10 protein-coding genes are annotated in these 12,511 nt (G+C 71.5%); 7 read left to right on the forward strand and 3 right to left on the reverse strand.

Annotation, left to right across the window (positions count from 1 at the left end; translation table 11 throughout):
• Positions 1-7: 7 nt before the first annotated feature.
• On the reverse strand, positions 8-253 hold the full coding sequence (locus tag AVL59_RS26830; protein WP_159400089.1) for a hypothetical protein: 246 nt from the start codon (positions 251-253) through the stop codon (positions 8-10).
• A gap of 248 nt (positions 254-501) precedes the next feature.
• Between AVL59_RS26830 and AVL59_RS26835 the strand changes: the two genes are divergently transcribed.
• Together AVL59_RS26835 and AVL59_RS26840 are read left to right on the forward strand one after the other, a co-directional pair.
• Positions 502-1,737, forward strand: coding sequence for a serine hydrolase domain-containing protein (locus tag AVL59_RS26835; RefSeq protein ID WP_067309145.1), 1,236 nt, complete (start codon positions 502-504; stop codon positions 1,735-1,737).
• Positions 1,738-1,855: 118 nt separating this feature from the next.
• Complete coding sequence (locus tag AVL59_RS26840) at positions 1,856-3,088, forward strand: cytochrome P450 family protein (RefSeq protein WP_067309148.1); 1,233 nt, start codon at positions 1,856-1,858, stop codon at positions 3,086-3,088.
• A gap of 118 nt (positions 3,089-3,206) precedes the next feature.
• On the opposite strand, the gene AVL59_RS26845 is transcribed toward AVL59_RS26840, so the two are convergent.
• Positions 3,207-4,748: a PucR family transcriptional regulator gene (locus tag AVL59_RS26845; protein ID WP_067317817.1), complete on the reverse strand. Its 1,542-nt coding sequence runs from the start codon at positions 4,746-4,748 to the stop codon at positions 3,207-3,209.
• A gap of 176 nt (positions 4,749-4,924) precedes the next feature.
• Here AVL59_RS26845 and AVL59_RS26850 point away from each other — a divergent pair, with 176 nt between their 5' ends.
• The 3 genes from AVL59_RS26850 to AVL59_RS26860 all read left to right on the forward strand — a co-directional run bounded on the left by AVL59_RS26850 (position 4,925) and on the right by AVL59_RS26860 (position 7,755).
• Positions 4,925-5,545 (forward strand): L-threonylcarbamoyladenylate synthase, encoded by a 621-nt coding sequence (locus AVL59_RS26850; RefSeq protein ID WP_067309151.1) that lies wholly within the window; start codon positions 4,925-4,927, stop codon positions 5,543-5,545.
• Positions 5,546-5,654: 109 nt separating this feature from the next.
• Positions 5,655-6,410, forward strand: a complete 756-nt coding sequence (locus tag AVL59_RS26855; protein WP_067309154.1) for a dienelactone hydrolase family protein — start codon at positions 5,655-5,657, stop codon at positions 6,408-6,410.
• 145 nt (positions 6,411-6,555) lie between these two features.
• The gene (locus AVL59_RS26860) at positions 6,556-7,755 is read left to right on the forward strand and encodes a glycoside hydrolase family 64 protein (RefSeq protein ID WP_067309157.1); all 1,200 of its coding nucleotides are present in this window, start codon (positions 6,556-6,558) and stop codon (positions 7,753-7,755) included.
• Between the two features lie 46 nt (positions 7,756-7,801).
• On the opposite strand, the gene AVL59_RS26865 is transcribed toward AVL59_RS26860, so the two are convergent.
• Positions 7,802-10,198 (reverse strand): M4 family metallopeptidase, encoded by a 2,397-nt coding sequence (locus AVL59_RS26865; protein ID WP_067309160.1) that lies wholly within the window; start codon positions 10,196-10,198, stop codon positions 7,802-7,804.
• Positions 10,199-10,966: 768 nt separating this feature from the next.
• Between AVL59_RS26865 and AVL59_RS26870 the strand changes: the two genes are divergently transcribed.
• Both AVL59_RS26870 and AVL59_RS26875 read left to right on the forward strand, forming a co-directional pair.
• Positions 10,967-12,040, forward strand: coding sequence for an NADP-dependent oxidoreductase (locus AVL59_RS26870; RefSeq protein WP_079147004.1), 1,074 nt, complete (start codon positions 10,967-10,969; stop codon positions 12,038-12,040).
• A 23-nt stretch (positions 12,041-12,063) separates the two neighbouring features.
• Positions 12,064-12,456, forward strand: a complete 393-nt coding sequence (locus AVL59_RS26875) for a MerR family transcriptional regulator (protein ID WP_067309161.1) — start codon at positions 12,064-12,066, stop codon at positions 12,454-12,456.
• Positions 12,457-12,511 lie beyond the last annotated feature (55 nt).

Raw genomic sequence — 12,511 nt, forward strand, 5'->3', positions numbered from 1 at the left:
GGGAGCGTCAGGGCTCGTGCCGGGTGCGCCGCGCGCGCCCGGCCAAGGAGGCCCACAGGCCGTCCCCTTCGGCGGGGACCGTCCGCCCCTCGGCCCGCCACTCCTCGACGAGCTGGGTGTAGATCGGCTCGCGCGTCCTGAGGGCGCCGGCCACGTCGGTGCGGACACGCGGAGCGGTCTCGAGGCTGGACAGGCGCTTGAAGAGAAGCGACGTCATCTGATCCATCGGGGCCTTGAGGTCCATACGGTTCATGCCGGGGCAACGTCCGGGACGCGCCGCTGGTACTCCCCCGCCCCGCCCGCTCACCGGGTCGGGTGACCGCACCCCTCGAACGAGGCGTTCCGCCCGTCCGACAAACATCCCGCGGGACGGCGCCGTACGACGGGAACCGGCGGCCGCGGCCGACGGGCGTCGTACGGTGCGCGCTCCTATGCTGGACGGGCAGGGCTCCGACGTCTCGCCCACCGCACGTTCGGTTCTCACGTGCTTGGAGTCAGCCCATGTCGCATTCGCCCGCACGCCTGCGCAAGGGAGCCGCGGCCGCCGTCGCGGCGGCGACGCTGATGGTGCCCCTCGCCGGCGCTCCCACGGAGGCGGCCCCCGCGTACGCCGCGGACTCGCCGAGCCCCTCCCCTTCGGGTTCGGACGTGCGTACCCTCACCCCCGACGTGGCCCGCCGGCTCGACGCCGCGGTGCAGAAGGTGATGACCGAGGCGAACGTGCCCGGCGTGACGGTGGGCATCTGGACGCCCCACCAGGGCAGTTACGTGGCCTCGTACGGTGTCGCCGACAAGAGCGACGGCCGGAACATGACGCCGAACCTGTACATGCGGATCGGCAGCGAGACCAAGACGTTCACCGTGACGGCGCTGCTGCAGCTGGTGGACCAGGGCAAGGTGGGTCTGGACGATCCGATCGGCAAGTACGTCGACGGCGTGCCGGACGGCGGCACGATCACGCTGCGGCAGCTGGCGGGCATGCGCAGCGGCCTGTTCAACTACTCGGAGGACGACGGCTTCTACAAGGCGCTCACGTCCGATCCCCGGCGCGGCTTCACACCCCAGGAGTTGCTCGGCTATGCCTTCGGGCATCCGGTGCTGTTCCCGCCGGGGCAGAAGTTCTCGTACTCCAACACCAATCTCATCCTGCTGGGCCTGGTGGTCGAGAAGATGAGCGGGCAGCCGCTCGGGACCTACATCCAGCGGAACATCCTCGACCCGGCCGGCATGCGGAACACGCTGTTCCCGGTCGGCGCGGAGTTCCCCGTCCCGCACGCGCAGGGCTACACGGACCAGACGGCCGACGGCAAAGTCGCGGACGCGGCCGGCTGGAACCCGTCCTGGGGGTGGGCGGCGGGCGCGATGATCTCGAAGCAGGACGATCTGCGGGTGTGGGCGCGCACGGTGGCCACCGGCCAACTGCCGGACGGCCGCTGGATGATCAGCCCTGCCACGCAGAGGCAGCGGCTCACCACACCCGCGACGCCCATCCCGGGCGCGGGGTACGGGCTCGGCATCTTCGATGTGCAGGGCTGGATCGGACACAACGGCTCGCTGCCGGGCTATGAGTCCCTGACCGTCTATCTCCCGTCGGCGCGGGCGACCCTCGTGGTGCTCCTCAACACCGACATCGACCACAACGGCCAGGAACCGAGCACCCTGTTCGGCGAGGCGATCACGAAGATCGTCTCGCCCGGTCACGTCTTCGACCTGCCGGCCCAGCCGGCGGCCAGGTGAGGTCGCGAACCGGCCGGATTCACGCCGGGGCGAGGACGCGTCGTTCGCTCACGGCCGATTGACGGTGTGTACTGGGCGGTGACCGCCTCGCGAGAGACGACCAGCCAGGAGAGCCGTCGTGTCCGACATCGCTCGCATCCCGCTCGACCCGTTCGGCACCGACATCGCGGCGGAGAGCGCCCGCCTGCGCGCCCTCGGTCCCGTCGTCGCCGTGGAGTTGCCCGGGGGCGCCCCCGCCTGGGCTCCGACCGGTTACGACGTCCTCAGGGAACTGATCCTCGATCCGCTGGTGAGCAAGGACGCGCGCCGGCACTGGCGGCTCTGGCCGCGGCTCGCCGACCACCCCACCTGGAGCTGGATCGCCACCTGGGTGGGCGTGGCCAACATGCTGTCCGCCTATGGCCCCGACCACACCAGACTGCGCAGGCTGGTGGCGCCGAGCTTCACGCACCGGCGCACCGAGGCGCTGCGCCCGCGCGTGGCCGCCGTCACCGCCGAACTGCTGGACGCGCTGGAGGCGGAGGGGGCCGACGGCCGCCCGGTCGACCTGCGGGCCGGGCTCGCCCATCCGCTGCCGATCCGCGTGATCTGTGAACTGCTCGGCGCACCGGAGGAGTTGCGCCCGGACGCCGGACGGCTCATCGCCGACATCATGGACACCTCCGACCAGAGCCCGGAGCGCGCGGCGTCCGTGCAGGAGCGGATCGGCACGGTGCTGGGGGCGCTGATCGCGCACCGGCGCGAGGATCCGGGCGACGATCTCACCACGGAGCTGATCCGGGTCCGGGACGAGGACGGCGACCGGCTCTGCGACGAGGAACTGCTGCACACCCTGCTGCTCGTGGTGGGCGCGGGGTTCGAGACGACCGTCAATCTCATCGGCAACGCGGTCGTCGCGCTGCTGACGCACCCCGGGCAGCTGGCCGCGGTGCGCTCCGGGCAGGTCGGCTGGGAGGGGGTGGTCGAGGAGACGCTGCGGGTGCACCCCTCGATCGCCGCGCTGCCACTCAGGTTCGCGGTGGCGGACCTGAAGGTCGGGGAGGTGACGATACCGGCCGGGGACGCGATCATCACGACGTACGCGTGCGCCGGCCTGGATCCGGCGCGCTACGGTCCGGACGCGGCGGGTTTCGACGCGGCGCGCGGTGCCGGGGACCATCTGGCGTTCGGGGTCGGCGTGCACCGGTGCGTCGGCGCTCCGCTGGCCCGTATGGAGGCGCTGACGGCGCTGCCCGCGCTGTTCGCCCGCTTTCCGGGGCTGCGGCTGGCCGTGCCCGCCGACGAACTGCGCCACGTGCCGTCGTTCATCGCCCACGGCTGGCAGGAAGTGCCGGTCCTGCTGGGCGCCTGAGCCGGGTGCGGGGCTCCGACCGGACCCCCGTGCCGGTCGTGCCCCGCGGAAGACTGAACTTACGTGCGTTCAGCGGCGTCGGGTATCGCGCCGGTGCCCCTTCGGTGCGGGTGAGGACTCACCTGTGCACAGGTGAGTCCGGTTGGCCCCGGTTCGCCCCGCCGAGCGCGGGTGTGGCGAGGGTGCCGGTGACGAGGTGCGCGAGGACGATCTCGTACAGATCGCTGCCCAGGGCCAGCAGCTGGCGTTCCAGGACGGGTTCGGCGGCCCGGACGTGGTCGCGGACGGTCTGGGCGTGGACACCGAGGTCCCGGGCCGCGCGCTCGGCGTTCGCGTCCGCGGCGATCCAGGCGCGCAGGGTGCGGCGCAGGTCGCGGCCGTCCGCGTCCAGACGGCCGAGCAGGTCGCGGGCCCAGGCGCGCAGCGCCGTCGAGTCGAGCAGATCACCGAGCCCGGCCCGGGGTGACGGGTGCGGGTCCGTGCCTCCCGGGTCGTACGGCCCCTGCACCGCCTCGGTGTTGAGCGCGAGGTGGGCGGCCGCCCGGGTGGTGAGGTCGGAGAAGTCGCTGCCGAGCAGGGCCTCGACGCGGTCCATGCGGGCGCGGACCGTGTTGCGGCTGACGCCGAGGACCCTGGCCGCGCTCACGGCGGTGAACTCCAGACCCAGCCGGGTGGTGGCGAGCAGTTCGGCGCGGATGTGGTGGGGCAGGGCGTCGAGCGGGCGCAGCACACCGGCGGACCAGGCGCGCAGCGCCACCGGGTCCATGAGCCGTTGGGGGTGGGTGCGTTCGGCGTAGACGGCCGTCTGGTCCGGGCGGAAGCGGGCGACGGCCAGGGCGCTGATGGCCTGCCCGTAGGCGGTGGCGGTCCGGGTGAGGCGCTGGCGCAGGCTGCCGCCGAGGAAGACGCCGGGCCGGCCGTCGACCAGCGAGCGCAGCCGGTCCTGCGCCGCCGGTGCGGGGCTGACGACGATGACATGCCCGTCCATCGCGGGGCAGCGCACGACGAGTGCCTGGCCGTCGACGGCGTCCGCGCAGGCTTCGGCGAGGGCGTCCCGCTCGGCGGGGGATCCCTCGACGACGTACACGCGGGCGGTGTCCCCCTCCAGCAGGCCCGGCCACAGGCCCGCGGCCACCCGGCGGGCCGAGACGGTGTCCTCCACCATCAGCAGCTGCAGAATGGCCAGCCGCAGGTCGGCGGTGGCCCGCCGCAACCGGTGCCCGGCCTCGGTCAGTTTCCGCTCCCGCAGCAGGAGTTCGAGCACGCCCGCGGTGTGGTGCACGATCCCGGCGGCGCGCCGATCGAAGGGTTCCGGGCGGGCCACGGCCAGCACCGCGCCCGCCGCCGGACCCTGTTCGGGGTGCGGCAGCCCGACCATACGGAGGTGGCGTGAGCCGTCCTGCAGGGCGGCCGCGGCGAGACGGCCGGTGACCAGGTCGGCGAGCACGCCTGCGTCGAGCGGCAGGCGGTCACCGGCGAGCAGGTGGCCCTGCGCGTCCTGGAGGCAGACCGCCGCCCGGACGGTCCGCCCGAGCCAGGCGACGACCCGGCGCGGATCACGGCCGGCGGGGCTCAGCTGTCCGAGCAACTGCTCGGCCCAGGCGGTGTCGTTGTCGTACGGTTGCGGGGCGTGGGGGCCCTCGTCTGCTCGGCCGGCCACGTCGCCCTTCTCCTCGTCTCCGTGCTGACCTCGGCTTTCGAGGTGCACGTTACCCAAGATGCGGGTGCGTCCATGCCGGACACGGGCGGGCACCTGTGCGGATTCGCCCCGGGGCGACGCGGCCGACGCCTCGCTCGGACCGCGCACCGCGCCCGGGGACGGCATAAGCTCGGCGGATGGCGAAGTACTTCGACGTGCACTCCCAGAACCCGCAGCCGCGCAGCATCGGTCAGGTCGCCGACGCGGTGCGGTCGGGGGCACTCATCGCATACCCGACCGACTCGTGTTACGCACTGGGCTGCAAGCTGGGCAGCCGGGACGGCATCGACCGCATCCGCTCGATCCGCCATCTGGACGACCGGCACCACTTCACACTGATGTGCCGGGACTTCGCGCAGCTCGGCCAGTTCGTCCGCGTCGACAACGACGTGTTCCGGGCCATCAAGGCCTCCACTCCCGGCAGCTACACCTTCATCCTCCCGGCCACCCGCGAGGTGCCGCGCATGCTGCAGCACCCCAAGAAGAAGACCGTGGGCGTGCGCATCCCCGACCATGTGGTCACCCAGGCGCTGCTGGAGGAGCTGGGCGAGCCGCTGCTGTCCAGCACGCTGCTGCTGCCGGACGAGGAGGAGCCGATGACCCAGGGCTGGGAGATCAAGGACCGGCTCGACCACGCGGTGGACGCGGTGGTCGACTCCGGGGACTGCGGCACCGAGCCGACGACGGTCGTCGACTTCTCCGGCGGCGAGGCGGAGATCGTGCGGCGCGGCGCCGGGGACACTTCTCGGTTCGAGTGAGGCCGAGCGTCCGGTCACGGCGGTACGGATCTCGCGTGGCAGCATGAGGTGTACACGGCACCAAGAGGCGACCGCCTCCCGCCGCTGATTCCCCAGGAGGCTTCTCACCATGACCGCCGTACAGGGAGCAGACGTCGACATCCCGACCTCGGACGGCACCGCCGACGCCTACCTCGCCCACCCGGCGGACGGGAGCCCGCATCCCGGCGTCCTGCTCTACCAGGACGCCTACGGCCTGCGCCCGCAGCTGAGGGCGATGGCCGACCGGCTCGCCGGTGCCGGTTACACGGTCCTGGCGCCGAACGTCTTCTACCGGCACGGCCGCACCCCGATCGGAGAGGTTCCGGAGTTCATCGACCCCGCCGCCGACCCGGCCATCTGGGAGCGGATCGGCCCGGTCATGGCCTCCCTCACCCCGGAGCAGACCGAGCGGGACGCGGACGCCTATCTGGGCCGGCTCGCCGACAGCCCCTTGGTCAGCGACGGTCCGGTCGCGCTGACCGGTTACTGCATGGGCGCCCGGCTGGCCCTGCGTACCGCGGCGACCCACGCCGAGCGGGTGGCCGCCGCGGCCGGCTTTCACGGTGGCCGGCTGGCCACCGACGCCCCGGACAGCCCGCATCTCGGCGCCGGGCGCATCACGGCGGAGCTGTACTTCGGCCACGCCGATCAGGACCACTCCATGCCCGAGGAGCAGATCCGGCGCCTGGAGGACGCGCTCTGCGCCGCCGGCGTCCGTCACACCTGCGAGGTCTACCCGGGTGCTCAGCACGGCTACACCCAGGCGGACACCCCCGCCTACGGCCGCGAGGCCGACGAGCGGCACTGGGCGGCCCTGCTCGACCTGCTGAAGCGCGCTTTCTGAGCTCCGCGGGGCGCCCGCACGCGGCGGGCGCCCCCAATCCCGTCCAACTCATTGACATGCACGCGCCTGACCGTAAACCTGAGAGCGCTCTCAAGCAGGTACGGACCAACGTCCGTACGACCCCGACCCCACACGGAGGTGGAGAGTGCTCCCCAGCATCACCCGACCGGCGCTGCCCCTGGCGGCGGCGACGGCCCTGGTCGGCGGCCTCCTCACACTGGCCGTACCGGACCGCGCCGGCGCCGCCGTACCGGACACCGTCCCACTGAAGATCACCAACAACTCGGGCCGCTCCGGCCCGGTGTACGTCTACGACCTCGGCACCCAGCTGTCCTCGGGACAGCAGGGCTGGGCCGATGAGAACGGCGCCTTCCACGCCTGGCCGGCCGGCGGCAACCCGCCGACTCCCGCCCCGGACGCGGCGATCACGGGCCCGGCGGCCGGGCAGTCGAAGACGATCCGGATCCCGAAGTTCTCCGGCCGGGTCTACTTCTCCTACGGCCAGAAGCTCGACTTCAGGCTGACCACCGGCGGGCTGGTCCAGCCGGCCGTGCAGAATCCCTCCGACCCCAACCGGAACATCCTGTTCAACTGGTCGGAGTACACGCTGAACGACTCCGGGCTGTGGCTCAACAGCACCCAGGTGGACATGTTCTCGGCGCCGTACGCGGTAGGCGTGCAGCGCTCCGACGGCAGCGTGAGCAGCACCGGGCATCTCAAGTCCGGTGGCTACACGGGCTTCTTCGACGCGCTGCGCGGACAGCCGGGCGGCTGGTCCGGTCTGATCCAGACACGCTCCGACGGCACCGTACTGCGCGCCCTGTCCCCGCTGTACGGCGTGGAGACCGGGGCCCTGCCGGCGAACGTGATGGACGACTACGTCAACCGGGTCTGGCAGAAATACGCGACGGCGACCCTGACCGTCACGCCGTTCGGGGACCGGCCGGACACCAAGTACTACGGCCGGGTCTCCGGGAACGTCATGAACTTCACCGACTCCTCCGGCGCGGTGGTCACGAGCTTCCAGAAGCCGGACGCGGACAGCGTCTTCGGCTGCCACAAGCTGCTGGACGCACCCAACGACCAGGTGCGCGGGCCCATCTCGCGCACGCTGTGCGCCGGTTTCAACCGCTCGACCCTGCTGGTCGATCCGAACCAGCCGGACACCTCGGCGGCGAACTTCTACCAGGACCCGGTGACCAACCAGTACGCGCGCGCGATCCACGCGCGGACGGCCGACGGCAAGGCGTACGCGTTCGCGTTCGACGACGTCGGCAACCAGGAGTCGCTGGTCCACGACGGCAGCCCGCAGCAGGCCTATCTGACGCTGGATCCGCTGAGCTGACATGCCACGGTCCCGCACCCGGGGTGCGGGACCGCAGCGTCATGCCTCAGCCGGTCGTGAGAGCCGTGTCGTCCACGACGAAGCTGGTCTGGAGCGAGGAGTCCTCGACCCCGTTGAACTTCAGCGTGACCGTCGAGCCCGCCAGCGAGGACAGGTCGAAGGACTTCTGGCTGTAGCCGGAGGCCTTGTTGAGGTTCGAGTAGGTCGCCAGGGTCTTCGAACCGGCGGTCACCGTCAGCTTGTCGTACTGGATGCTGCCGGTGGTCTCGTCGGTGTCGATGTGCAGGTAGAAGGTCAGGGTCGCCTTGCAGCCGGCGGGGATCGTCACCGACTGGGACAGGGTGTCGGTGTGCGTACTGCCGTAGCCGTCGATCCAGGCCTTGTAGGAGCCGCTGTGGGCCGCTTCACCGCTGTCGGTGGTGATCACCCCGCTGGTCGCCGTCCAGCCGGTGCCGCCCGATTCGAAGCCGGGGTTGGCCAGCAGCTGGGTCGCGGTGCAGCCGCCGCCTCCGCCGGAGCTGACGGTCCAGCCGAAGGTCGCCGTGCCGGTCGCACCGGTGGAGTCGGTCACCGTGACCGTGGTGTTCGAGGTGCCCGCGGTGGTGGGTGTGCCGGAGATCAGGCCGGTGGAGCTGTTGATCGACAGGCCGGCCGGCAGACCGGAGGCGCTGTAGCCGAGGGCACCGCTGTTGGTGCTGCTCGCCTGGATCTGCAGGCTGACCGGTGTGCCGACGGTGGCGGTCTGGCTGCCCGGGTTGGTGACGGTCACTCCGCTGCTGGGCGGGGTGATGTGGCTGCCGACGTTGATGCCGGCGAAGGCGTTGCCCACGCCCGCGTACTGGGTGGAGTTGGTGCCGTAGAGCGCGGCGGCCGCGTTGAGGGCGGCGGTGCGGGCGGCGGCGTAGTCGGTGCTGGACGTCATGTACGTCGTCAGCGCCTTGTACCAGATCTGCAGCGCCGCGGCCCGGCCGATGCCGGTGACGGCGACCCCGTCCGAGGTCGGGCTGTTGTACGTGACGCCGTTGATGACCTTGGTGCCGCTGCCCTCGGACAGCAGGTAGAACATGTGGTTCGCGGGGCCCGAGGAGTAGTGCACGTCCAGGTTGCCGACGCCGGAGTACCAGCTGTCGGCGGAGCCGCCGTCCTTGCTCGGCTTGTCCATGTAGCGCAGCGGCGTCCCGTTGCCGTTGATGTCGATCTTCTCGCCGATGAGGTAGTCACCGGGGTCGGAGCTGTTGTTGGCGTAGAACTCCACGCCGGTGCCGAAGACGTCGGAGGTCGCCTCGTTCAGGCCCCCGGACTCGCCGCTGTATTCGAGGCCGGCCGTGTTGGAGGTGACGCCGTGGGTCATCTCGTGTCCCGCGACGTCCAGCGCGGTCAGCGGGTCGTTGTTGCCCGACCCGTCGCCGTACGTCATGCAGAAGCAGCTGTCGTCCCAGAACGCGTTCACGTACGCGTTGCCGTAGTGGACGCGGGAGTAGGCGCCGACACCGTCGTTCTTGATGCCGCTGCGGCCGAAGGTGTTCTTGTAGAAGTCCCAGGTCTCGGCCGCGCCGTAGTGGGCGTCCGCGCCCGCGGTGGCCGCGTTGGAGTTGGTGCCGTCGCCCCAGGTGTCGTTGTTCTGCGAGAACAGCGTCCCGGTCCCCGAGGAGCCGTGGTTCAGGTTGTACGTCTTGTGGCCGCCGCGCGCCCCGTCGGTCAGGGTGTAGTTCGACCCCGACTGGGTCGTGGTCAGCGTGACCTGCCCGCTGTACCGGGTGTTGCCGGTACCGGTCTTGACCGCCTGGTAGCGGTACAGCTCCTTGCCCGTGGTGGCGTCGGTGATCACGTGCAGCTGGCTGGGCGTGCCGTCGTCCTGGAAGCCGCCGATCACGGTCTCCCAGGCAAGCTTCGGGGTACCGGTGCCCGCCCAGATCACCTTGCGGGCGCTGTCCGTGGTGGCCTTCTTGGCATCGAGGGCCTGCGCGGCCTTCAGGGCCTTGGTCTCGGCGGCGGACCTGGTGAAGGTCGCGGTGGTGGACGCGACCTTGATCCGGTGCTTGTTGTTGAAGGTCGTGCTCACGGTGCCCGCGGCCAGGGAGGCGGGCGGGGTGTGCACGACGAGGTCGCCGCCGAGGACGGGGAGGCCCGCGTAGGTGCGCTCGTAACGGGTGTGCAGGGTGCCGTCGTTGTCCTTGGTGACGTCCTTGACGACCAGCTTCTCCTGGGCGCCGAGGCCGAGGGAGCGGGCCGTCGTGGCCGTCTTCTCCTTGGCGCTCTTGATCAGCGCGGAGTGCTGCGCCGGGGTGAGTTTCGCCGCCAGGCCTCCGGTGCGCAGGGGGCTGGGGTGGGGGCCCGCGGGCTTGGCGGTCGCCGGGACGGACTGGATGCCGACGGCGAGGAAGGCGGCGGTGGAGACCAGTGCGGCTCCGACCGTGGCCCGTCTGTGGGGATGACGTCTCACTCGTACTCCTCCTGCTGCGGCCGCCGGGTCGCGGCCGGTGACAGACCGGGCAGACGGGTGTGCTGCCCGGGACGAGCTGAGCTGTGCGGGGGACCGTGATCCATGAACACACCTTGGGGGAACGGCGTGTTGGGGGAGGATGTCAGGCTTGTCCCGCACATGTCAGCCACGTTGAGGGCATTCGAGGGTTTTCCCTATGTCACCTCGTGCGCCCATTCGCCTGGAACTGCGGTGAAGTCACGTTTTCGATAGCAAGGCGGCGTTCTCGCTGCCTGGACGGGCGCACGCACCGTCCCGGGCGTCTACCGGGCATCCTGGCGGACGGGACGGCCCCCATGGCCGGATTCCGGCGGCTCCATCCTCAAGTGCCCTTGCAAAAAACGAGGTTGTCGGCTCCGCAGGCGTGCGGTGACAGAAGGACGGGCGCCCTTGCGGAGCCGGCGATCGGGTGACCGGTGGGAACCGGCCGCGGATCCTCGACCGGGCGCCGGACGCGCGGCCTCCGGGGCTCCCCTGCGCCCGCCCGGACGGTCCGCGGCGCGTCCGCGAGCGCGAAGGCGGGCGGCCGGGCCCGCCGCGTTGGTGGCGTACACCTCGCCCCCGCGGGTTCTCGGTCCCCCACCGACCGGCCGGACCGCGTCGACGACCGAGCGGGCACCCGTCCCATGCAGCGGCACACCTGGTCGATGCATGGGGGACCCGGCTTTCCGGCATCGGCGGCGGGCAGAGTTGACCTTGACGTATGGGTCAATGCCTAGCGTCCCCCGCATGAAGTCCTTAACGACGAACGCATTGCCGCCTGTCTTCTCCGGTCCGCCCCGCACCGGTCTGGAGGCCCGGCTCGCCGCACGGCCCGACGGCTTGCCCACCGCGGACCACATACAGGTCGTCACGACGACCGTCCCCGATCCCGCGCCGGGCCAGGTGCTGGTGCGCAACCTGTTCATGTCGCTCGACCCCGGCATGCTCCTGCTGATGTCGGGCGGCCCCCGGCTGCCCATGCCCCGCTACGAGGTGGGACAGGTCCTGTACGGGGACGCCGTCGGCGAGGTGGTCGCCTCGGCGGATCCCTCGCTGGCCGAGGGCGACCTCGTGGTGCACCGGCTGGGCTGGAGGGAGTACGCGACGGCAGGCGCGGAGGCGTTCCGCCGGGTCGACGCCGATGCCCACCCGAGCCCTTCCATGCACCTGGGGTTCGGGCTGGTCGCCTACGTCGGCCTGGTGGAGGTGGCCCGGCTGCGGCCCGGGGACACCGTGTTCGTCTCCAGTGCGGCAGGGGCCACCGGTGGTCTCGCGGGGCAGATCGCACGGCTCATGGGCGCCGCCCGGGTGATCGGCAGTGCCGGGTCGCCGGAGAAGGTGGCCCACCTGACCGGCACGCTCGGATTCGACGCCGCCTTCGACTACCACGACGGCCCCGTCCTGGACCGGCTGCGCGCGGCGGCGCCGGACGGGGTCGACGTGTACTTCGACAATGTCGGCGGCGAGCAGCTGCGCGCCGCCATCGAGGTCATGAACATCCACGGCCGCATCGCGGTGTGCGGGGCGCTCAACCGACAGCGCGCGGGCCGTCCCGACGAGGGGCCCGGCGATCTGCTGGCCGTGGCCGCCAAGCGTCTGACGCTCCGCGGGTTCACCCTGTTCGATCACCTGGACCGGGCCCCCGAGTTCGGTGAGCGCTTCCGTGGCTGGCTGCGCGAGGGATCCATCGTCTACGACGAGACGGTGGTCGAAGGCCTGGCGAGCGCGCCGCAGGCGCTCCTGGACCTGGTCGGCGGCCGGTACACCGGAAAGACCGTGGTCCGCCTCACCCCTGCGCCTGCGGGAACGTCAGTAGCCTGACCGGGAGTTCAGAGGGGGACACGATGCTGATCGGCGAGCTGGCGGCACGGACAGGTACGACGACCCGCGCCCTGCGCTACTACGAGGAACAGGGCCTGCTGGAGTCCGACCGGACACCGACGGGCTACCGCGTCTACGGCCCGGCCGCCGAGGCCCGGGTGCGCAACGTCCGTGATCTGCTGGCCTCCGGCTTCACCGTCGAGGACGTGAAGTCGTTCGTGCGCTATCTCGACACCGATCTGCCGGAGGTCTTCGCCTACTCGCCCGCGTGCGCCGACGCCTATGGCGTGGGCGCACGCCGGGTGGCGGAACTGGAGGAGAGGATCGCCTCCCTCACCGGGGTGCGGGACATCCTGGTCCGCCGGATGCCTTGGCTCGCGGCGTCCGGCGACGGCTCCGAGGGCGATGCCACCTGACCGTCTCCGTGCCAACTTGTCTGGTCAAGTTTGGCCCCGGTTCTTCCGTTCGACA

Origin of the sequence: Streptomyces griseochromogenes (assembly GCF_001542625.1) — a bacterium.
Taxonomy (GTDB): domain Bacteria; phylum Actinomycetota; class Actinomycetes; order Streptomycetales; family Streptomycetaceae; genus Streptomyces; species Streptomyces griseochromogenes.